Source organism: Pseudomonas sp. Pseusp16, from assembly GCF_047324915.1.
Taxonomy (GTDB): Bacteria; Pseudomonadota; Gammaproteobacteria; order Pseudomonadales; family Pseudomonadaceae; genus Aquipseudomonas; species Aquipseudomonas fluorescens_CD.
Window position 1 is genome coordinate 5,525,230 of sequence record NZ_CP168522.1, and the last position, 20,130, is coordinate 5,545,359.

A 20,130-nucleotide genomic window follows, 5' to 3' on the forward strand; every position below is an offset into this window, starting at 1 on the left:
TGCCATCTTTATGCATTGTTCAACGTCTGTCACCTGGCTCTAACCTCGGCCTCGTCTTCACTACGGTTTTAAGGACGGACATGGCTCAGCGTGTGTGCATCATCGGTGGCGGCGTGATTGGCCTGGCAACGGCCTATGCGCTGGTGCGCGACGGCTTCGAGGTGACGGTGGTCGAGGCACGGGACTCGCTGGGCAGCGAAACCAGCTTCGCCAACGGCGGCCAGTTGTCCTATCGCTATGTCGCGCCCCTGGCCGACGCCGGTGTGCCTTTGCAAGCCGTCGGCTGGATGTTGCGCGGCGACTCACCGCTGAAGCTGCGCCCGCGCTTCGACCTGGCCCAGTGGCGCTGGATGGCGTCGTTCCTCGGCGCCTGTCGCCGCTCGGTCAACCGCGAGAACGCCGCGCACTTGCTGCGCCTGGCGCTGTTCAGCCAGGACACATTGAAGTCCTGGCGCGAGGACGATGGGCTGGCGGGATTCCAGTGGCGGCGCAATGGCAAGCTGGTGACTTTCCGCCAGAACAGCAGCTTCGAGCATGCGCGCCAAGGCCTGGCCGACCCGCAGCAACAGCAGGTGTTGTCGCCGGCCGAATGCGCGCAACTGGAACCGGCCCTGATCGATGCCCCCTTTGTCGGGGCGATCTACACCCCGGACGAAGAGGTCGGCGACTGCCACGGTTTCTGCCAGCAACTGGCCGCACGACTGAAGGCGTCTGGCCGTTGCGAATTTCTCCTCGGGCAAGCGGTGACCGGCATTCGCCACAGCAACGGCAGTGTCAACGCGATCGAACTCGGCGAGCAATTGCTGCCGGTCGATCAACTGGTGATCGCCGCCGGCCACCGCAGTCCGCTGTTGGCGCTGCCCGGACTGCAACTGCCGCTTTATCCGCTCAAGGGCTACAGCCTGACCGTGCCCATCGGCGCCGGTCACCGGGCGCCGGACGTGAGCATCACCGACTACGACCGCAAGATCGTCTACGCCCGCATCGGCAAGCAATTGCGGGTGGCGGCGATGGTCGACATCGTCGGCTTCGACCCTGCGCCGGACCCCAGGCGCCTGGCACTGATCAAGCGTCAGGCCCATGACACCTTTCCAAATGCCGGCGCCTATGACGAAGCCGTCGAGTGGGCCGGCATGCGCCCGGCCACCCCCAGCGGCGTGCCGTTGCTGGGCGCGACGGCGTATCGCAACCTGTGGCTCAACCTCGGCCACGGTGCGTTGGGTTTCACCCTGGCATGCGGCAGCGGGCGCTTGCTCAGTGAACTGATCGGCGAGCGCCGGCCTTCCATCGACCTGCAGGGTTTCAACCATCGGGTCGCCTGAATACTGATTTCCGAGGAGGACATTGCAATGACCATTACCCGACTGCACAGCAACCCGCGCCTGTCTGGCGCCGTGACTTTTGGCGACCTGGTGTTTCTCTCCGGGCAGGTGCCTGGCGATGCCCAGGATGCAAGCGGCCAGACCCGCGAAGTGTTGGCGAAAATCGATACCCTGCTGGCCGAGGCGGGCAGCGACAAGGATCATCTGCTGAGCGCGACCATTTACCTGAAGGACATCACCGGGGATTTCGCCGCGATGAACGAGGTCTGGTCGGCCTGGCTATCGCCGGGACAGGCGCCGAGCCGCACTACCGTGCAGGCCGAACTGGCCCGCCCGCAGGTGCTGGTGGAAATCACCGTCATCGCTGCACGCGTCTGATAAACCAACACCCACAACGGAGAATAACAATGCAGAAAATCACGTTGCTCGCTTGTACGCTTGGCCTGTTGCTCGGCAGCCAGGTTCAGGCCAATGAGGCGCCGCTGACCGGTACCTTGAGCAAGATCGCCAGCGCCAACAGCATCACCCTGGGCTATCGCGATGCTTCGGTGCCGTTCTCCTACGTGGGTGATCACAGCGGCAAACCGATGGGTTACTCGGTGGATCTGGCGGGCAAGATCGTCGAGCGCATCCGGCAGCAACTGGCGCTGCCGGACTTGAGTGTGAAGTACAACCTGGTGACCTCGCAGACCCGCATTCCACTGGTGCAGAACGGCACCGTGGACCTTGAGTGCGGCTCCACCGGCGTGACCGCCGAGCGGCAGAAGCAGGTGGCGTTCTCCTACGGTTTCATCTACGTCAAAGGCCAGTTGCTGACAGCCAGGGACAGTGGGATCAAGAGCTTCGCCGACCTGCGCGGCAAGAATGTGGTGACTACCGCCGGCACCACCAACGAGCGCTTCCTGAAAAGCTACAACATCGATCACAAGATCGACATGTTCGTGATCAGCGCCAAGGACCACGGCGAAGCCTTCCAGATGCTGCAATCGGGCCGGGCAGCAGCGTTCTACATGGACGACGCGCTGCTCTACGGCGAGCGGGCCAAGGCCCATGACCCGCACAAGTGGGTGGTGGTCGGGGAGGAGCAATCGCGGGAGATCTACAGCTGCATGGTACGCAAGGATGATCCGCAGTTCCTGGCGCTGGTCAACGCAGCGCTGGCGGATCTGTACAGCTCGGGTGAGATCAATGGCATCTACAAACGCTGGTTCGAGCAGCCGATCCCGCCGAAGGGGTTGAACCTTGAGTTCCCGATGACCAGCGAACTCAAGGCGATCATTGCCAAACCGGTGAGTGATCCGGTGCAGTAGCCTAGAAATCACCCCAGAGTTGCTGGGCCACCGCCAGTGCAACAACCGGCGCGGTTTCGGTGCGCAGCACCCGTGGACCGAGGCGGGCGGCGTGGAAGCCGCTGGCCTTGGCCTGATCGACTTCGGCATCGGACAAACCACCCTCCGGACCGATCAGGAATGCCAGATTTGAAGGTTTGGCGTGGCTCACCAACGGTTCGGCCACCGGGTGCAGCACCAGTTTCAACTCGGCTTGTGCCTGCTTGAGCCAGTCGACCAACAGCATTGGCGGATGAATCACCGGCACCCTTGAGCGCCCGCATTGCTCGCATGCGCTGATCGCCACCTGGCGCCAATGCAGCAGACGCTTGTCGGCGCGCTCGTCCTTGAGCCGGACTTCGCAGCGTTCGGTGAAGATCGGGGTGATTTCAGTGGCGCCCAGTTCCGTGGCTTTCTGAATCGCCCAGTCCATGCGCTCGCCTCGGGACAGGCCTTGGCCGAGATGGATTTGCAGCGGCGACTCGATCTGCCCGGCAAAGCTTTCATCGATCTGCACCACTACGCGCTTCTTGCCGACTTCGACCAGGGTGGCGCGAAACTCGTGGCCGGAACCATCGAACAGTTGCAGCGCATCGCCTTCGGCCATGCGCAGGACGCGGCCGATGTAGTGGGCCTGGGCTTCGGGCAACTCGTGCTCGCCGGTGCTCAGGGGGGCGTCGATGAAGAAGCGGGACAGTCTCATGCTGGATCTCTGGAAAAATGTGAATCAGTTAAACCGGTGTTGACTTCATTCGCGAGCAAGCCCGCTCCCACAGGGTATGCGGTGCCAACTGTGGGAGCGGGCTTGCTCGCGAAGAGGCCGGCCCGGACACCACAGAATCTCAACCGAACGAATCAGCCCGGATCACGGAACCCCGGATGGAAGTCCTTCGGCACGGCCACGCTGACACTGTCACGGGTCGCAATGTCGATCCCTTCGCTGGCCACTTCGGCGAGGAAGTCGATCTGCTCCGGAGTGATCACATACGGCGGCAGGAAATACACCACGCTACCCAATGGACGCAGTAAAGCACCACGCTCCAGGGCGTGCTGGAACACCTTCAGGCCGCGACGTTCCTGCCACGGCCAAGCTTCTTTGCTGGCCTTGTCCTTGACCATCTCGATGGCCAGCACCATGCCGGTCTGGCGCACTTCGGATACGTTCGGGTGGTCGACCAGATGTGCCGTCGACGCAGCCATGCGCTGCGCCAGGGCCTTGTTGTTCTCGATGACGTTGTCTTCTTCGAAAATGTCCAGGGTCGCCAGGGCCGCCGCGCACGCCAGCGGGTTGCCGGTGTAGCTGTGGGAATGCAGGAACGCGCGCAGGGTCGGGTAGTCGTCGTAGAAGGCGCTGTAGACCTCGTCGGTTGTCATGCACGCCGCCAGCGGCAGATAGCCGCCGGTCAGGGCTTTGGACAGGCACAGGAAGTCAGGGCGGATGCCGGCCTGTTCGCAGGCGAACATCGTCCCGGTGCGACCGAAGCCGACGGCGATTTCGTCGTGGATCAGGTGCACGCCGTAGCGGTCGCAGGCTTCGCGCAGCAGCTTGAGGTACACCGGGTGGTACATGCGCATGCCACCGGCGCCCTGGATCAGCGGCTCGACGATCACCGCCGCGACCGTGTCGTGGTTTTCGGCCAGGGTCTGCTCCATGGCCGCGAACATGTTGCGCGAATGCTCTTCCCAGCTCATGCCCTCGGGGCGCAGGTAGCAGTCCGGGCTCGGCACCTTGATGGTGTCCAGCAACAGCGCTTTATAGGTCTCGGTGAACAGCGGCACGTCGCCCACCGACATCGCTGCCATGGTTTCGCCGTGGTAGCTGTTGGTCAGGGTGACGAAGCGTTTCTTGTTCGGCTGACCGCGATTGAGCCAGTAGTGAAAGCTCATTTTCAGCGCGACTTCGATGCAGGACGAACCGTTATCGGCGTAGAAGCACCGGGTCAGGCCTTCCGGTGTCATCTTCACCAGGCGCTCGGACAGTTCGATCACCGGTTGATGGCTGAAACCTGCAAGGATTACATGTTCGAGCTGATCGACCTGGTCCTTGATGCGCTGGTTGATCCGCGGGTTGGCGTGCCCGAACACATTGACCCACCAGGAGCTGACCGCATCGAGGTAGCGTTTGCCTTCGAAGTCTTCCAGCCACACGCCTTCCCCGCGCTTGATCGGGATCAGCGGCAGTTGTTCGTGATCTTTCATCTGGGTGCAGGGATGCCACAGCACGGCGAGATCGCGTTGCATCCACTGATTATTCAGGCCCATTTTCACTCTCCTGGAGGCGGTCCGTTACCTGCGCGGACAAACAATCGCGCAAGCCTATGCAATGCGTGCCACGGGGACAACCCATTGTGTTGAATCAGCTACTTTATCCAGGCCGAAAGACGTTGCTGGCGGGTGTTTGAAGGCTGACGTATCCTTCGCGGTTCTTGAGCCGCCTGGCTCGCAAAAACTGCTGTTTTCCTCGTGTAATTCCGGAGTTCGCTGAATGTCTGTCGGTTGGCTGCGCGCCTGTGCGCTGGTGATGTTGGGGCTGTTCAGCGTGTCTGCGCTGGCCAAGGATAAAACCGCGATCGTGATCGGCGGCGGCCTGTCGGGTCTGACTGCCGCATACGAGCTGCAGAACAAGGGCTGGCAGGTCACTCTGCTGGAAGCCAGGTCGAGCCTGGGCGGCCGTTCCGGCATGGCCACCAGTGAGTGGATCGGCAATGACAAGGCTCAACCGGCGCTGAACAAGTACGTATCGAACTTCAAACTGAGCACCACGCCGGCCCCTGAGTTTGTGCGGACTCCCGGCTACCTGATCGATGGCGAGTATTTCTCCGCGACCGATCTGGCAACGAAGCAACCGGCCACCGCCGAGGTGCTCAAGCGCTTCGACAAGACCGTGGACGATCTGGCGCGCTCGATCGACGATCCGCAGAACCCGGCTGCCAACAACACGCTGCACGCGCTGGATCAGATCAACGTGTCGAGCTGGCTCGACAAGCAGAACCTGCCGGCCACCGCTCGCCAGTTGATCAACCAGCAGATCCGTACCCGCTACGACGAACCTTCGCGCCTGTCGCTGCTGTACTTCGCGCAGCAGAGCCGCGTTTACCGTGGCGTCTCCGATCGTGACCTGCGTGCATCGCGCCTGGTCGGTGGCAGTCCGGTGCTGGCCCAGGCCCTGGTCAAACAGCTGAAAACCATCAAGACCAGCTCCCCGGTCTCGGCGATCATTCAGGACAAGGATGGTGTGACCGTCAAAGTCGACAACGTCAGTTATAAGGCTGACTACGCCGTGCTGGCCGTGCCGCTGCGCGCCCTGAACAAGATCCAGATGACCCCGGCGCTGGACGCCCAGCACCTGGCGGCGATCAAGGGCACCAACTACGGCTGGCGCGACCAGATCATGCTGAAGTTCAAGACGCCGGTGTGGGAGTCCAAGGCGCGCATGTCTGGCGAAATCTACAGCAACACCGGCCTGGGCATGTTGTGGGTCGAACCTGCCCTGAAGGGCGGTGCCAATGTGGTGATCAACCTGTCCGGCGACAACGCGCGGGTGATGCAGGCTTTCGGCGACAAGCAGATGGTCGATCAGGTGCTGATCCGCCTGCATGCGTTCTATCCGCAGGCTCGCGGTTCGTTCACCGGCTATGAGATCCGTCGCTACAGCACCGATCCGTCGACTGGCGGTGCCTACCTGGCCTTCGGCCCGGGCCAGATCAGCAAGTTCTGGCGCCTGTGGGAACGTCCGGTCCAGCGTGTAGCCTTTGCCGGCGAACACACCGACACCCTGTACCCTGGCACTCTGGAAGGCGCGCTGCGCACTGGTCAGCGTGCGGCCAGCCAGGTTGAAGACCTGGCGGCGGGCAAGTCGTTGGAACCCGCGAAAGTGGTCCCGGCAGCTGCTGCTGCTGCGGGCGCTGGTGCGGTGGCGGCGAAGAAAGGCAATTTCTTCAGCAACCTGTTTGGCGGCTCGGATGACGAGAAGAAGCCAGAGCCGGTCAAGGCACCTGAACCCGTTGCGCCGCCAGCGCCTGCTCCGGCGCCAGCCCCGGTCGTCGCGCCGGCCCCGGTGGAAGCACCGAAGCCTGCGACCCCGGTAAAAGCCGAGCCAGCCAAAAAGGCTCCGGCCAAACCGGCAGCCAAGACCGAGGCGAAAAAAGCCCCGGCCAAGGCGCCGGTCAAGAAGGCTGAACCGGCGAAGAAGCCAGCGGCTAAATCGACGGCGACTCCGACAGCGGATGCCAAGACGCAGTAACGTTCAGGCGTAAAAAAGCGCGGCCCAAGGGCCGCGTTTTTTTTGCCTGAAGAAAAACCGGGAACAGAAATCGAATAAATCTTTTGATACAGGTGTTCTCTGGTTTGTATGCACTTTTTCTTACAATTTCGACTTAATCTTTCCTTAACTCGTTGGCTTTAGACTCTTAATCGCATTTTTCGATATTTCAAAGCGAAATTTTCGGCTTTAATTCGATAGATAACTCGATAGTCTTGGGCCAGCACTTACAGGGATCTAGGCAATGCAGCTACGTAACTCTACCTCCCGCTACGGCTGGGTCAGCATCTTCATGCACTGGGGCGTGGCACTGGCCGTATTCGGTTTGTTCGCCCTCGGGCTGTGGATGGTTGGCCTGGGTTATTACGACCCATGGCGCAAGGACGGACCGGATCTGCACAAGAGCATCGGCTTGATCTTGCTGGGCGTCATGGTGCTGCGCGTGTTGTGGCGTTTCATCAGCCCACCACCACCGGCCCTGACCAGCTACAGCCGCATGACGCGTCTGGGCGCCATGCTCGGCCATTTGTTTCTGTATATCTGTCTGTTCGCTGTGATGATTGCCGGTTACCTGATTTCCACCGCAGAAGGTGCCGGGATTCCGGTGTTTGACTGGTTTGAAGTGCCTGCCCTGATTTCCGGACTGCCGGACCAGGCAGATAACGCCGGTGCGATTCACCTCTATCTGGCGTGGGTGCTGGTAATTTTTTCCGGCCTCCACGCGTTGGCAGCATTGAAGCACCACTTTATCGACCATGATGCGACCCTCAAGCGAATGCTGGGTCGCAAAGCCTGAAGTTCAACCTCGACTCCCAAGGAAAATAAAGCATGTTGAAAAAGACTCTCGCCGCTCTGGCAATCGGTTCCGCTCTGCTGTCCGCCAACGTGATGGCGGCTGACTACGTTGTAGACACAACCGGCCAGCACGCCTTCGTCAACTTCAAGATCAGCCACCTGGGCTACAGCTACATCACCGGTACCTTTAAGACTATGGACGGCAAGTTCAGCTTCGACGCTGCCAAGCCTGAAGACAGCAAGATCGAGTTCAACGTAAATCCTGCCAGCGTTTTCACCAACAACGCTGAGCGTGACAAGCACATCTCCAGCAAAGACTTCCTGAAAGTGGCTGATTTCCCTAAAGCCACGTTCGTGTCCACCAGCGTCAAATCCACCGGCAAGAACGCCGCTGGCAAAGACACTGCCGACGTGGCAGGCGACCTGACTATCGCTGGCGTAACCAAGCCAGTCGTGGTCAAGGCCACTTTCCTGGGTGAAGGCAAGGATCCATGGGGCGGCTACCGTGCAGGCTTCGAGGGCACTTTCAACATCAAGCGTTCCGATTTCGGCAAGATGATGGACCTGGGTCCAGCGTCCGATGCGGTTGAAATGTACGTCTCGTTCGAAGGTGTCAAAGCGAAGTAATTTTCGCGCCTGACAAAAAACGCCCGCTGCTCATACGAGCGCGGGCGTTTTTTATTGCCTATGCATAGCCTCCCGTAGGAGCGAGCTTGCTCGCGAGAAACCCGAGAACACCGCGGGGTGTCAGGTTTCCAGCGTTATCGTTGACCACCATCGCGAGCGAGCTCGCTCCTACAGGTCATTTGCGACGCATAAAAAATGCCCCGGCTCTTTCGAACCGGGGCATTTTTATTGCAGCGATAACTCAGCGATTGCGGGTCAGCAGCGCTGGTTTCTCACCACGAGGACGGCTTGGCAGTTGATCCAGTTGCTCAGGTGTCGGGAAGCGGTCGGCTTTCGATTCCTTGTGCATGATCTTCGGCGCAGGGCCGCGCGGGTTCTGCACGGCCGGTTCGGAGCGCGACTGGTCGTCACGGGCCGGGCGGCGATTGCGCGAGTCTTCGCGACGGGCCTGGCCGTCGCGCGGTGCGCCACTGCGTGGACCGTTGCGCTTGGCCGGTGGGGTGCCGGTGCTGGCGCCATCGCTGTTGCGCGGACCGCTCTGGCGACCCTGTGGCTTGCCGGAACGTGGAGCACCCGAACCTGCTGCGGTGCCTTGTGCCGGAGCACCCGGGCGGCGGCCACGGCCTTGCGCGGGTTTCTGCTGCGGCACGTAGTCGACGCGGTTACCGAAGTTATCGATATCGTCGTCCAGGAACTCGTCCGGGGCACGATCAGCGGCGGCGCGTGGCGGTTGGCTCGGACGCTGTTCGCGGGCCGGAGTACCTTCGCGAGGCTTTTGCTGACGGGCCGGACGCTCACCACGTTCACCTGCCGGTTTTTCCTTGCCCTTGTCCTTGCCTTTGTCCTTGCGACCGCCACCGCTGCCGTTCGGACCGTCGCCGCGCGGGCCACGCGGATTGCGTGGGTTACGCATGTCCGGACGCTCGCGCACTTCAGGTTTCTCGGCTTCCACGGCGCTGGCATCGAAGCCCATCAGGTCGCCATCGGCGATTTTCTGTTTGGTCATGCGTTCGATGCTTTTCAGCAGTTTTTCTTCGTCCGGGGCTACCAGCGAAATCGCTTCGCCCGAACGACCGGCACGGCCGGTACGACCGATACGGTGCACGTAGTCTTCATCGACATTCGGCAGTTCGAAGTTGACCACGTGTGGCAACTGGTCGATGTCCAGGCCGCGGGCGGCGATGTCGGTGGCCACCAGGATGCGCACGGTGCCGGCCTTGAAGTCGGCCAGGGCTTTGGTGCGGGCGTTCTGGCTCTTGTTGCCGTGGATCGCGACGGCGCTCAGGCCGTGTTTGTCCAGGTACTCGGCCAGGCGGTTGGCGCCGTGCTTGGTGCGGGTGAACACCAGCACCTGTTCCCAGGCGCCAGCGGTGATCAAGTGGGCCAGCAAGGCACGCTTGTGGCTGGCGGCCAGGCGGAACACACGCTGTTCGATGCGCTCGACCGTGGTGTTCGGCGGAGTGACTTCGATGCGTTCCGGGTTGTGCAGCAGCTTGCCGGCGAGGTCGGTGATGTCCTTGGAGAAGGTCGCCGAGAACAACAGGTTCTGGCGTTTGGCCGGCAGACGCGCCAGCACTTTCTTCACGTCATGGACGAAGCCCATGTCGAGCATGCGGTCGGCTTCGTCCAGCACGAGGATTTCCACGTGGGACAGATCGACGCTGCCTTGGCCGGCCAGGTCGAGCAGGCGGCCAGGGCAGGCCACCAGCACGTCAACGCCGCGGGACATGGCCTGAACCTGCGGGTTCATGCCGACGCCGCCGAAGATGCAGGCGCTGACGAACTTCAGGTCACGGGCATAGACCTTGAAGCTTTCATGCACTTGCGCGGCGAGTTCGCGAGTCGGGGTCAGGACCAGTACGCGCGGCTGGCGCGGGCCGTGACGCTGGGATTTGTCCGGGTGACCGTTGGGGAACAACCGCTCCAGGATCGGAAGGGCGAAACCGCCGGTTTTACCAGTACCTGTCTGTGCCGCAACCATCAGGTCGCGACCTTGCAACACGGCGGGAATGGCCCGCTGTTGCACCGGAGTAGGCTCGGTATAGCCCGCCGCCTCGATGGCGCGGACTAAAGCCTCGGAGAGACCGAGGGAAGCAAAGGACATGAGAAATCCTGTTTTAGTTAGGGCTTGGCCCAATGGGAGTCTTGCCTGGCGCGAATGGCGTTTAAGAAGACGCTATCCCGTCCGGTCCTGCTGGGTCTCGAAGGCTCGCCTGCAAGCGCTCGCGCGGGCTGTGAAGCTGCGCAGTAGCGGGGTTGAGATGCCTTGAACGATTCCGAGCGTCCGGGCGTGAGCCTGGCGGGAAGGCCGGAGTATAACAGAGCAATCACTGTGCGCTGCTTTCCTGCTGCTCAACGGTTTTTTCCGTGGCGGCCGTGGCCTTTTCAGTCTTCACGCTGACGGCCGGTTCCGCACCATAGCGGGCGCTCAGTTCAGCGTAGGCGGGTTCGCGCTTGAAGCGTTTGAGTTCGGCACCGAAACGCTGCACGAGCAGGTCCATGCCCGCATTGCGCCGCACTGCGAGAAACTGGCTTTGCTGGCTGATGATCGTGGGATTTTCGGTGATCTTGTCGCGGATGCCCAGTTCATCGAGCAAATGCTGGCCGACCCGGCGGTCGGTAATCAACAGGTCGATCCGCCCGCGCACCAGTTTGCCGAAGTTGGCTTCATGGGTGGGGGCCGGCTCGCGGGTGAACAGCGTCGAATCGCTGAAGTCCTTGCTGTACAGGTAGCCTGGCGATGTGCCGATGGTCAGGCCGCGCAGGTCATCAAGGGTGCGAAACGGATGGGGCCGGGCATTGGCGTAGAACATCACGAACTGGACTTCAGACAGTGGTTCGCTGGGGTAGAGCAGGGTGGCATCACGCTCATCGCTGTGAAAGATGTCCAGCGCGCCGTCGGCCTGGCCTGATTCAAGCATCGACAGGCAGCGTTTCCATGGCAGGAACTGCCATTCCACTTCGATGCCCAGGCGCTTGAAGACAATGGCGGTGGTTTCGTAGTCCAGGCCCAGTGATTTGCCGTTGTCTTCATACACATAAGGCGCCCACGGCTCGGTGACAATGCGCAGCTTCTCGCCCCAGGCGGCGAAGCTCAGGCAAGTGAAGACAAGCACGGCGGTCAATTGCGTGATCAAAGGCATGTGCTTGAGATTACGACGAGAAACCGGAAAGAGCCAGAAACTGACTGCAGATGCTCTAACTCCGTGGATTGCCGCACATTAATGGTGCGTTGAAAGCAAAAGATCGCAGCCTGCGAAAGCTCCTGGAGGAGCTGCCGAAGAATGCGATCCATTGATCTTGCTTGTAGCTTTCAGCTTTGAACTGGCCGTTGCTTCAACGCGGCAACTTCAGGTTATTCCACACCGCCAGGCTCGCTTCAGCCTGGTTCAGCGTGTAGAAGTGCAGCCCTGGAGCGCCGCCTTGCAGCAGTTGTTCGCACATCTCGGTGATGACCTGTTCGCCAAAGCGCTGAATGCTCTGGGTGTCGTCGCCGTAGGCTTCCAGTTGCTTGCGGATCCAGCGCGGGATTTCCGCACCGCAGGCATCGGAGAACCGCGCCAGCTTGCTGTAGTTTGTGATCGGCATGATGCCCGGCACGATCGGAATGTTCACACCCAGCGCCCGCACGCGTTCCACGAAGTAGAAGTAGCAGTCGGCGTTGAAGAAGTACTGGGTGATCGCACTGTCGGCGCCAGCGTTGGCCTTGCGCACGAAGTTGGCGACATCCTCTTCGAAATTGCGCGCTTGCGGATGCATTTCCGGGTAAGCAGCAACTTCAATGTGGAAATGATCACCGGTTTCTTCACGAATGAATTCAACCAGGTCATTGGCATGGCGCATTTCGCCACTGGCCATGCCCATGCCGGAAGGCAGGTCACCGCGCAGGGCAACGATGCGCTTGATGCCGGCGGCCTTGTACTGGGCCAGCAGACCGCGCAGGTCGTCTTTGCTGTCGCCCACGCAGGACAGGTGCGGAGCGGCAGGGATTTTGACTTCGCTTTCGAGCTGCAACACGGTGTTCAGCGTGCGATCACGGGTCGAACCGCCGGCGCCGTAGGTGCAGGAAAAGAAATCGGGGTTGTAGGCAGCCAGCTGGCGAGCAGTGGCGAGCAGTTTTTCTTGCCCGGCATCGGTCTTCGTAGGGAAGAACTCGAAGCTGTAGCGACGTTCTTGGGACATGGTCATATCCTTGGAAACACGTAAAGCGGACGCTGACCCCTGTAGGAGCGAGCTAGCTCGCGAAAAACGCAAGAACAACGCATTTATCCAGACAGCACGCGTTTTCGTTAACGTCCATCGCGAGCAAGCTCGCTCCTACACAGGAGGAGCCGGCCGATCAGTAGCGGTAGGCGTGCGGCTTGAACGGACCTTCGACGGTCACGCCGATGTAGTCGGCCTGGGTCTTGGTCAGTTGAGTCACTACGCCGCCGAAGCCACGGACCATTTCCAGGGCCACTTCTTCGTCGAGTTTCTTCGGCAGTACTTCAACGGTCAGGCGCTCGGCTTTCTGGGCTGGCGACAGGTCGGCGTACTTCTGGCCGAACAGGAAGATCTGAGCCAGAACCTGGTTGGCGAACGAACCGTCCATGATGCGGCTTGGGTGGCCAGTGGCGTTGCCCAGGTTAACCAGGCGGCCTTCGGCCAGCAGGATCAGGTAGTCGTCGTTCTGTGGGTCGAAATCACCAGCGCCGGTACGGTGGATCTTGTGCACCTGTGGCTTCACTTCTTCCCATGCCCAGTTCTTGCGCATGAAAGCGGTGTCGATTTCGTTGTCGAAGTGACCGATGTTGCAGACAACGGCGCGCTTTTTCAGGGCCTTGAGCATGTTCGAATCGCAAACATTGACGTTGCCGGTGGTGGTCACGATCAGGTCGATCTTGCCCAGCAGTGCCTTGTCGATGCTTGCTTCGGTGCCGTTGTTGATCCCGTCGATGAACGGCGAAACCACTTCGAAACCGTCCATGCAGGCTTGCATGGCGCAGATCGGGTCGACTTCGGAAACTTTGACGATCATGCCTTCCTGACGCAGGGACTGAGCGGAACCCTTGCCCACGTCGCCGTAGCCGATCACCAGCGCTTGCTTGCCGGACAGCAGGTGGTCGGTGCCACGCTTGATCGCATCGTTCAGGCTATGACGGCAGCCGTACTTGTTGTCGTTCTTGCTCTTGGTCACCGAGTCGTTGACGTTGATGGCCGGGATTTTCAGCTCGCCTTTGGCCAGCATGTCCAGCAGGCGGTGAACGCCGGTGGTGGTTTCTTCGGTCACGCCGTGGACGCGATCCAGCACCTGTGGGTACTTCTTGTGCAGCAGCTCGGTCAGGTCGCCGCCGTCATCGAGGATCATGTTGGCGTCCCATGGCTGGCCATCCTTGAGGATGGTTTGCTCCAGGCACCACTCGTACTCTTGTTCGGTTTCACCTTTCCAGGCGAAAACCGGGATGCCGGCAGCGGCGATGGAAGCGGCGGCCTGATCCTGAGTCGAGAAAATGTTGCAGGACGACCAGCGCACTTCGGCACCCAGGGCAACCAGGGTTTCGATCAGCACGGCAGTCTGAATGGTCATGTGGATGCAGCCGAGGATCTTCGCGCCCTTGAGCGGTTGCTCTTCGGAGTACTTGCGACGCAGACCCATCAGGGCCGGCATTTCCGACTCGGCGATGATGGTTTCGCGACGGCCCCAGGCAGCCAGGGACATGTCGGCAACTTTGTAGTCGGTAAAATCTGCAGGCGTGATAACAGCGCTCATGATGAGCCTCCATTCGTAATGTATGCGAATGGGCGCCGTTGTGCGTTTAGTGTCGGGCCGGTCAAGGCCTGGCAACGCCCCATCCGAGCCTGACAGGTCTAGCCTGCTGCAGCGCCCCTCGGACAGGTGGCGGGAAAACGGTATCAAGTAGAGGTTACCGTTTTGAAACGGGGGCGATTATAGCGGGCTATGCTGATCTTCCAAAGCGTTTCTGTCAGTCAATGTCCGAACGGTAATCGCGACCATAGTCGAAGCTTGATAGAGCTCTAGCCCGGGCTCTGCCATGATGCCGGGCATCAATCGGCAAGATGGTCAGGAGTGAATATGAATTTCCACACCCGCAAATGGGTAAAACCCGAAGACCTCAACCCTAACGGCACTTTGTTCGGCGGTAGCCTGCTGCGCTGGATCGACGAAGAGGCGGCGATCTACGCCATCGTCCAGTTGGGCAACCAGCGTGTAGTGACCAAGTACATTTCCGAAATCAACTTCGTCAGCGCCTCTCGCCAGGGCGACATCATCGAACTGGGCATCACGGCTACCGAATTCGGCCGCACCTCGATCACCCTGACGTGTGAAGTGCGCAACAAGATCACCCGCAAAAGCATCCTCACCGTTGAAAAAATGGTGTTCGTGAACCTCGGTGAAGACGGCTTGCCGGCACCTCACGGCCGGACCGAGATCAGGTACGTCAAGGACCAGTTCAAGGATGACGCCGGCGTGTAGGAGCGAGCCTGCTCGCGATGGTCGTTAACGATAACACTGGGCACCTGACACCCAGTGGTGCTCTCAAGTCCATCGCGAGCGTGCTCGCTCCTACAGAGCGTAATACCCGTGGCAACGGTCGTAGCTAAATGACCCGCCACGGGTGATGTTCAACCCGCCACATCAAGCACAGCCGCAGCGCGCCGCTGACGATAGATGAAGAACAGTGCAGTCGACACGGTCAGCCCGCTGACCAGCGCACCGGTCCATGGCAAGTCCGCCAGATCCGCGCCGCTGGCCACCACCAGTCCGCCAATCCATGCCCCGGCGGCGTTGCCGAGGTTGAAGGCGCTCTGGTTCAAGGTCGAGCCCAGGTTCGGTGCTTCATGGGCCTGATCGATGATCAGCAGTTGCAGGATCGGGCACAGAGCAAAGGCAAACGTTCCCCACAACACCAGTGTGATGGCCGCCGGGATCACCGAATGGCTGGTTTGCGTGAATGCCGCCAGCACCACCAGCACCGCCAGCGCCATGCCCACCAGCGAAGGCAGCAAGCGACTGTCTGCCAGACGGCCACCGAGCATGCTGCCGGCGGTCAAACCAACGCCGAACAACAGCAGCATGATGGTGACGCCGTGGGGGCTGACGCCGGTGATGTCCTGCAGGATCGGCGCGATGTAGGTAAACACACTGAACAGGCTGGTGGAGGCCAGCACGCTCATGCCCAGGGCCAGCAGTACGTTGGCCTTGCCCAGCACCTTGAACTCGCTGGCCAGGTTGGCTTTATCCATCGCGATGTTTTTCGGCAGCCAGACCCATTGCGCAATCGCGGCCAGCACACCGATCACCGACACCGTCCAGAAGGTCGAGCGCCAGCCTGCGTATTGCCCGAGTGCGGTGCCCAGCGGCACGCCGAGCACGTTGGCCAGGGTCAGGCCGGTGAACATCAAGGCAATCGCCTGCGCCCGTTTGTTGGTGGCCACCAGTCCGGCGGCCACCACGGAACCAATTCCGAAAAATGCGCCGTGGCACAGTGCCGTGATCACTCGCGCGGCCATCAGCGTGGCGTAATTCGGCGCCAGCGCGCAGAGCATGTTGCCGAGGATGAACATTAGCGTCATGCCCAGCAGGGTGGCCTTGCGCGGCATGTTGGCGGTGCCGACGGCGAGGATCGGTGCGCCGAACACCACGCCCAGGGCATAGCCGGTGATCAGCAGGCCGGCGTCGGGAATGCTCACGCTGAGGTCGCGGGCAACGTCGGGCAGCAGGCCCATGATGACGAATTCGGTGGTGCCGATGCCGAAGGCGGCAACAGCGAGGGCAAGTAAAGCGAGTGGCATGCGCAAGGTCTCTGTCGGTAGTCTTGACGCTGTGATCAGGCATACGCAGGCCGACGGCCGTTCTCGACGAGAGCGGGCCGGGCAGAATTTTTATTGGAATTAGTCTGTGCGCAACTGAGTGCGGCGTGGTCGCTTGCAGTATAAACAGCCACTGAAATATGGCGAATCAATTCTCTACCTGGCCCCCTGTAGGAGCGAGCTTGCTCGCGATGGACGTGAACGAAGACGCGTGTTTACTGCTCGAACGCGTTGCCCTGGCGTTTTTCGCGAGCGAGCTCGCTCCTACAGGGATCGTGGAGACAACAAAAGGAGTAGGCCGTGCTTGCGACGGCGTTGGTGTTGGTGGCGGCGCTGTTGCATGCGGCGTGGAATACCCTGATCAAGTTCAGTGCGGAGCGGCTGTTGGTGGTGGCCTGCATGGACAGCGTGGCGCTGCTCTTTGTCGCGCTGATGTTGCCGCTCCTGGCCGTGCCGCCGCTGGAGATCTGGCCGTGGATCCTGGCATCGGCGGCATTCGAGCTGCTCTATCGCTACTTGCTGATCCAGGCCTATCGGGTCGGCGACCTCGGGCTGGTTTATCCGCTGATGCGCGGTCTGTCACCGTTGGTGGTGCTCGCGCTGACGCTGATCTTTGCCGGAGAGGTGCTGACCCATCAGCAGATTTTCGGAATTTTGCTGATCCCGTTCGGCATGCTGTGCCTGCTCTGGCAGGGCGGTGGCGGTGCGCGTTTGCCGTGGTCGATGCTGCCGGTGGTGGCGTTGATCGGCCTGTGCATCGGTTGTTACACCTACATCGACGGTCAGGCGTTGCGGCGCTGGTCCCATCCGCTGGATTACCTGGTCTGGGTCACGTTGCTGAGCGCCTGGCCGTTTCCGTTGCTGGCCTGGGTGTGCAAGCGTCCGGCATTCAAGTTGTTCTGGCGCGAGCAATGGCGGCTGGGCCTGGCGGTCGGGTTCTGCGTGTTGTTCAGCTACGCTTTGGTGCTGTGGGCGATGCAGATGGGTTCGATTGCCGAGGCCGCAGCGCTGCGCGAGATCAGTGTGATCCTGGTGGTGCTGTTCGGCATGCGCTACTTGAAGGAACCCTTCGGCCGGCCGCGGCTCCTGGCTTGCGGGCTGGTACTGATCGGCATACTGGTGATGAAGTTTTGATCGCCCCCGATGGAATTCGACTCTCTGTAACCTGAAGAAAGGACGGCGTTATGACGGTGGCTCTGTGGTGCATTTTGATCGCGATTTTCCTGCCGTATGTGTGCACGTGGATCGCCAAGCTCAGTGGCGGGTTCAGTCTCAAAGACAATCATGATCCTCGGGGTTTTCTCGACAATCTGGACGGCGTCGGCAAGCGGGCGAATGCTGCGCAACTGAACAGTTTTGAAGTGATCCCGGCGTTCGCCGCTGCAGTAATCGTGGCGCATCTGGCTGGCAATGCCGAACTGGTGACGATCAATGTGCTGGCCGTGCTGTTTATCACCAGCCGCCTGCTCTACATCATTTGCTACCTGGCGGACTGGGCGACGCTGCGGTCGCTGGTGTGGTTCGTGGGGATGGCGTTGATTGTGAGTTTCTTTGTCGTGTCGGTCTAAAAGATCTTCAGGGTTTTTACCGGCCTCTTCGCGAGCAAGCCCGCTCCCACATGGGTAGTGTAGAACCTGTGGGAGCGGGCTTGCTCGCGAAAGCTATCTAACAGGCGAAGCAGCATTTAAGGGGTGGTCTTCTGCGCGTCAGCCACCTGCGGCACTTGCGGCAGCGCAGCACCCTTGGGCCACAGCATCCAGATCTGCCCCTGTTGTTTCATGTCCCCGGCCAGTTGCCCGGCTGCATCGCCTGTGCCCCAGAACAGATCCGCCCGCACCTCGCCGGCAATGGCGCCGCCGGTGTCCTGTGCTGCCACGGGGCGAACCAGGGCGGTGCCGTCCGGCCTGGTGGTGGACAGCCACAACAGGCTGCCCAGTGGAATTACCTTGCGATCCACCGCCGCGCTGTAACCGGCCGTCAACGGTACGTTCAGCGAGCCGCGCGGACCTTCGTTGCTGTCCGGGTTACGGGTGAAGAACACGTAGCTGGGGTTGCTGCCGAGCAGTTCGGGAATCCGCGTCGGATTGGCCTTGGCCCAGGTACTGATGGCACCCATGGTCACGTCTTCTTTTTTCAACTCGCCCTGTTCCACCAGCCAGCGGCCGATCGGTCGATACGGATGGCCGTTCTGATCGGCGTAAGCGATGCGCAACTGGCGACCATTGTCGAGCTGGATGCGACCCGAACCCTGGATTTGCAGGAACTGCAGGTTCATCGGATCGGTCAGCCAGGCCACGACCGGCGCCTTGACCCCTTTGCTTTCGATGGTCGCCGCATCGTCGTACGGCTTGAGTACGCGACCTTCGAGTCGACCACGCAGGCGTTTACCCTTGAGTTCCGGGTAAATGCTGTCGAGGGCCACGACGATCATGTCCTCAGGGACGCCATAGACCGGGACATTGGCGGCGCCAGTCTGGGTCAGGCTGCCGGGATAGACCGGTTCGTAGTACCCGGTGATCAAGCCGTTGGGGTTGTCATTGGCGGCGCGCAGGCCATAGACATCGAGGTTCTGTTTGAGAAAGCCGCGAATGTCGCTGGCGGTTTGCGGCACGGTGGCAGCCGCTGCGCAGGTGCCGCCCCAGACCGGGTCGGCCTTGAGTCGGGTGCAGGCACTGCGCCACGAGCCGAAGCCGGCGACCAGGTCGTTGTCGGACACCGCCGGCAGCGCTTCCCATGTGGCACTGGAGTAGGTGGCCAGGGCATGGGTTTTCGGTTGTTTATTGTCGCCACCGGTGCAGCCTGCGAGCAGGGCCACCATCGGCAGGGTCCAGGCCAGGCTGTGACGCCATGCCTTGAAACGGCTGTTCATGGAGTGATTCCTTTGCCGGTTGCCTGGGCGCTCCATGCGCTCAAACAACCCATGTTGATAATAGGGCTATTGGTCTTTGCCGATGACGCGAGGATACTGGCCGCCGTTTCCCGTGACCTGAAGCCACCATGACTCTTAAAAGACTTTCTGTTGTATTGCTGGCCTGCCTGACGTTGTCCGCTTGTGGCGGCGTCGACCCCAACTCGCCGCTCGGCCAGCGCAAGAGCATTTTCAAGCAGATGCTCAAGACTGGCGAAGACCTGGGTGGCATGCTGCGTGGGCGCATTCCGTTCGATGGTCCGAAGTTCGCCGAAGGCGCGGTGAAACTCGATGTGCTGTCCCGTGAGCCGTGGCAACATTTTCCGCAGGTCCGCGAGGAAGATCACACCAGCGCCAAGAGCGATGTCTGGGAGCAGCAGGCGCGCTTCCAGGCAATGGCCCGTGACCTTGAATCCGCCACCGGTGAATTGGTGATTGCCAGCCAGGTTCAACCCTACAAGGCCAGCAACCTGGGGCCGGCGGTGCAGAAAGTCGAAGATGCCTGCAGTGCGTGTCATAAGGCGTTTCGGGATCATTGACTGGCGTTGCCCGGTCTGACGTCTTCGCGAGCAAGCCCGCTCCCACAGGGGATTTGTGCCACACCACACATCCCCTGTGGGAGCGGGCTTGCTCGCGAAGGCTGCTTCGGCAATACCGAAGACCTCTGTTCGTTACCAGTGATTACTTATCCAGCTCATCAAGGGCGTCCTGCAATTCCTTGCGGGCATCGGCGAGTTTGTCTTTGCGCTTGTTGATCTTGTCGGGGTCGCCTTTGCCCATGGCCTTGTCGAGGTCTGCCTGACGCTTGCTGACTTCATGCCTGGCGTCGAGCACCTTGTTTTCCCGTTCCTTCTTCAGCGAGGCGTCGGTGCAGTTCGCTTCGACTTCGCTCAGGGCTTTTTCCAGGCCTGCCTGCTGGTCGGCGTTGCCGTGGACCTTGGCCAATTCGATCTGGTTGACGATACCTTGCTTCTTGGCGGCGCAACCGGTCAGCCCGGGCGCTTCTTCATCCGCCATCAACGGGGTGGCCAGTACGCTGCAAAGGGTCAACAGGGCGAGCGGTGAAAGAAATTTCAT

At 60.9% G+C, this 20,130-nt stretch carries 19 protein-coding genes and 1 riboswitch; of the genes, 10 read left to right on the top strand and 9 right to left on the bottom strand.

The window, feature by feature from the left end:
* The first annotated feature begins 80 nt into the window (after positions 1-80).
* Genes ACEN8Q_RS25070 through ACEN8Q_RS25080 form a run of 3 tightly spaced genes read left to right on the top strand, consistent with a single transcriptional unit; the run spans position 81 to position 2,632 of the window.
* A complete protein-coding gene (locus tag ACEN8Q_RS25070; RefSeq protein WP_413703888.1) occupies positions 81-1,322 on the top strand; it encodes a D-amino acid dehydrogenase in 1,242 nt (413 codons plus the stop codon).
* Positions 1,323-1,349: 27 nt separating this feature from the next.
* The gene (locus tag ACEN8Q_RS25075) at positions 1,350-1,700 is read left to right on the top strand and encodes a RidA family protein (protein ID WP_413427642.1); all 351 of its coding nucleotides are present in this window, start codon (positions 1,350-1,352) and stop codon (positions 1,698-1,700) included.
* A gap of 29 nt (positions 1,701-1,729) precedes the next feature.
* Complete coding sequence (locus ACEN8Q_RS25080) at positions 1,730-2,632, top strand: transporter substrate-binding domain-containing protein (protein WP_413703889.1); 903 nt, start codon at positions 1,730-1,732, stop codon at positions 2,630-2,632.
* 1 nt (position 2,633) lies between these two features.
* On the opposite strand, the gene ACEN8Q_RS25085 is transcribed toward ACEN8Q_RS25080, so the two are convergent.
* Both ACEN8Q_RS25085 and ACEN8Q_RS25090 read right to left on the bottom strand, forming a co-directional pair.
* Positions 2,634-3,353, bottom strand: coding sequence for a 16S rRNA (uracil(1498)-N(3))-methyltransferase (locus ACEN8Q_RS25085; protein WP_413427640.1), 720 nt, complete (start codon positions 3,351-3,353; stop codon positions 2,634-2,636).
* A 152-nt stretch (positions 3,354-3,505) separates the two neighbouring features.
* Positions 3,506-4,912: an adenosylmethionine--8-amino-7-oxononanoate transaminase gene (locus ACEN8Q_RS25090; protein ID WP_413427639.1), complete on the bottom strand. Its 1,407-nt coding sequence runs from the start codon at positions 4,910-4,912 to the stop codon at positions 3,506-3,508.
* A gap of 223 nt (positions 4,913-5,135) precedes the next feature.
* Between ACEN8Q_RS25090 and ACEN8Q_RS25095 the strand changes: the two genes are divergently transcribed.
* The 3 genes from ACEN8Q_RS25095 (at position 5,136) to ACEN8Q_RS25105 (ending at position 8,333) form a co-directional block, all read left to right on the top strand.
* The gene (locus tag ACEN8Q_RS25095) at positions 5,136-6,893 is read left to right on the top strand and encodes an FAD-dependent oxidoreductase (RefSeq protein WP_413703890.1); all 1,758 of its coding nucleotides are present in this window, start codon (positions 5,136-5,138) and stop codon (positions 6,891-6,893) included.
* Positions 6,894-7,155: 262 nt separating this feature from the next.
* Positions 7,156-7,707 carry a cytochrome b gene (locus ACEN8Q_RS25100; RefSeq protein ID WP_413427637.1) on the top strand — a complete coding sequence of 184 codons (552 nt, stop codon included), beginning with the start codon at positions 7,156-7,158 and terminating at the stop codon, positions 7,705-7,707.
* 32 nt (positions 7,708-7,739) lie between these two features.
* Positions 7,740-8,333: a YceI family protein gene (locus tag ACEN8Q_RS25105; protein WP_413427636.1), complete on the top strand. Its 594-nt coding sequence runs from the start codon at positions 7,740-7,742 to the stop codon at positions 8,331-8,333.
* 241 nt (positions 8,334-8,574) lie between these two features.
* Here ACEN8Q_RS25105 and ACEN8Q_RS25110 read toward each other — a convergent pair whose 3' ends face one another.
* The 4 genes from ACEN8Q_RS25110 to ahcY all read right to left on the bottom strand — a co-directional run bounded on the left by ACEN8Q_RS25110 (position 8,575) and on the right by ahcY (position 14,082).
* Entirely contained in the window at positions 8,575-10,437 is a 1,863-nt protein-coding gene (locus tag ACEN8Q_RS25110) for a DEAD/DEAH box helicase (protein ID WP_413703891.1), read from the bottom strand.
* Positions 10,438-10,660: 223 nt separating this feature from the next.
* Positions 10,661-11,476, bottom strand: a complete 816-nt coding sequence (locus tag ACEN8Q_RS25115) for a substrate-binding periplasmic protein (protein ID WP_413426351.1) — start codon at positions 11,474-11,476, stop codon at positions 10,661-10,663.
* 193 nt (positions 11,477-11,669) lie between these two features.
* Positions 11,670-12,515 (bottom strand): methylenetetrahydrofolate reductase [NAD(P)H], encoded by an 846-nt coding sequence (metF, locus tag ACEN8Q_RS25120; RefSeq protein WP_413426353.1) that lies wholly within the window; start codon positions 12,513-12,515, stop codon positions 11,670-11,672.
* A 157-nt stretch (positions 12,516-12,672) separates the two neighbouring features.
* A complete protein-coding gene (gene ahcY, locus ACEN8Q_RS25125) occupies positions 12,673-14,082 on the bottom strand; it encodes an adenosylhomocysteinase (RefSeq protein ID WP_007975450.1) in 1,410 nt (469 codons plus the stop codon).
* Between the two features lie 23 nt (positions 14,083-14,105).
* A riboswitch (S-adenosyl-L-homocysteine riboswitch) is annotated at positions 14,106-14,208 on the bottom strand.
* A gap of 198 nt (positions 14,209-14,406) precedes the next feature.
* On the opposite strand from ahcY, the gene ACEN8Q_RS25130 reads away from it, so the two are divergent.
* Positions 14,407-14,808: an acyl-CoA thioesterase gene (locus ACEN8Q_RS25130; protein WP_413426355.1), complete on the top strand. Its 402-nt coding sequence runs from the start codon at positions 14,407-14,409 to the stop codon at positions 14,806-14,808.
* Positions 14,809-14,957: 149 nt separating this feature from the next.
* On the opposite strand, the gene ACEN8Q_RS25135 is transcribed toward ACEN8Q_RS25130, so the two are convergent.
* Entirely contained in the window at positions 14,958-16,127 is a 1,170-nt protein-coding gene (locus ACEN8Q_RS25135) for an MFS transporter (RefSeq protein ID WP_413703892.1), read from the bottom strand.
* Between the two features lie 318 nt (positions 16,128-16,445).
* Between ACEN8Q_RS25135 and ACEN8Q_RS25140 the strand changes: the two genes are divergently transcribed.
* Both ACEN8Q_RS25140 and ACEN8Q_RS25145 read left to right on the top strand, forming a co-directional pair.
* Positions 16,446-17,279 (top strand): EamA family transporter, encoded by an 834-nt coding sequence (locus ACEN8Q_RS25140; protein WP_413703893.1) that lies wholly within the window; start codon positions 16,446-16,448, stop codon positions 17,277-17,279.
* Positions 17,280-17,329: 50 nt separating this feature from the next.
* Entirely contained in the window at positions 17,330-17,713 is a 384-nt protein-coding gene (locus ACEN8Q_RS25145; protein ID WP_413426361.1) for an MAPEG family protein, read from the top strand.
* Positions 17,714-17,829: 116 nt separating this feature from the next.
* Here ACEN8Q_RS25145 and ACEN8Q_RS25150 read toward each other — a convergent pair whose 3' ends face one another.
* On the bottom strand, positions 17,830-19,014 hold the full coding sequence (locus tag ACEN8Q_RS25150; RefSeq protein WP_413426363.1) for a murein transglycosylase A: 1,185 nt from the start codon (positions 19,012-19,014) through the stop codon (positions 17,830-17,832).
* Positions 19,015-19,142: 128 nt separating this feature from the next.
* On the opposite strand from ACEN8Q_RS25150, the gene ACEN8Q_RS25155 reads away from it, so the two are divergent.
* Entirely contained in the window at positions 19,143-19,592 is a 450-nt protein-coding gene (locus ACEN8Q_RS25155; protein ID WP_057398195.1) for a c-type cytochrome, read from the top strand.
* Between the two features lie 142 nt (positions 19,593-19,734).
* Here ACEN8Q_RS25155 and ACEN8Q_RS25160 read toward each other — a convergent pair whose 3' ends face one another.
* Positions 19,735-20,130 carry a DUF1090 domain-containing protein gene (locus ACEN8Q_RS25160; protein WP_413426367.1) on the bottom strand — a complete coding sequence of 132 codons (396 nt, stop codon included), beginning with the start codon at positions 20,128-20,130 and terminating at the stop codon, positions 19,735-19,737.

Coding starts and splice junctions, on each gene's coding strand:
- ACEN8Q_RS25090 (WP_413427639.1), bottom strand. CDS start 4,912: ATGGGCCTGAATAATCAGTGGATGCAACGCGATCTCGCCGTGCTGTGG.
- ACEN8Q_RS25135 (WP_413703892.1), bottom strand. CDS start 16,127: ATGCCACTCGCTTTACTTGCCCTCGCTGTTGCCGCCTTCGGCATCGGC.
- ACEN8Q_RS25145 (WP_413426361.1), top strand. CDS start 17,330: ATGACGGTGGCTCTGTGGTGCATTTTGATCGCGATTTTCCTGCCGTAT.
- metF (WP_413426353.1), bottom strand. CDS start 12,515: ATGTCCCAAGAACGTCGCTACAGCTTCGAGTTCTTCCCTACGAAGACC.
- ACEN8Q_RS25080 (WP_413703889.1), top strand. CDS start 1,730: ATGCAGAAAATCACGTTGCTCGCTTGTACGCTTGGCCTGTTGCTCGGC.
- ACEN8Q_RS25115 (WP_413426351.1), bottom strand. CDS start 11,476: ATGCCTTTGATCACGCAATTGACCGCCGTGCTTGTCTTCACTTGCCTG.
- ACEN8Q_RS25105 (WP_413427636.1), top strand. CDS start 7,740: ATGTTGAAAAAGACTCTCGCCGCTCTGGCAATCGGTTCCGCTCTGCTG.
- ACEN8Q_RS25085 (WP_413427640.1), bottom strand. CDS start 3,353: ATGAGACTGTCCCGCTTCTTCATCGACGCCCCCCTGAGCACCGGCGAG.
- ACEN8Q_RS25130 (WP_413426355.1), top strand. CDS start 14,407: ATGAATTTCCACACCCGCAAATGGGTAAAACCCGAAGACCTCAACCCT.
- ACEN8Q_RS25070 (WP_413703888.1), top strand. CDS start 81: ATGGCTCAGCGTGTGTGCATCATCGGTGGCGGCGTGATTGGCCTGGCA.
- ahcY (WP_007975450.1), bottom strand. CDS start 14,082: ATGAGCGCTGTTATCACGCCTGCAGATTTTACCGACTACAAAGTTGCC.
- ACEN8Q_RS25155 (WP_057398195.1), top strand. CDS start 19,143: ATGACTCTTAAAAGACTTTCTGTTGTATTGCTGGCCTGCCTGACGTTG.
- ACEN8Q_RS25100 (WP_413427637.1), top strand. CDS start 7,156: ATGCAGCTACGTAACTCTACCTCCCGCTACGGCTGGGTCAGCATCTTC.
- ACEN8Q_RS25075 (WP_413427642.1), top strand. CDS start 1,350: ATGACCATTACCCGACTGCACAGCAACCCGCGCCTGTCTGGCGCCGTG.
- ACEN8Q_RS25110 (WP_413703891.1), bottom strand. CDS start 10,437: ATGTCCTTTGCTTCCCTCGGTCTCTCCGAGGCTTTAGTCCGCGCCATC.
- ACEN8Q_RS25095 (WP_413703890.1), top strand. CDS start 5,136: ATGTCTGTCGGTTGGCTGCGCGCCTGTGCGCTGGTGATGTTGGGGCTG.
- ACEN8Q_RS25150 (WP_413426363.1), bottom strand. CDS start 19,014: ATGAACAGCCGTTTCAAGGCATGGCGTCACAGCCTGGCCTGGACCCTG.
- ACEN8Q_RS25160 (WP_413426367.1), bottom strand. CDS start 20,130: ATGAAATTTCTTTCACCGCTCGCCCTGTTGACCCTTTGCAGCGTACTG.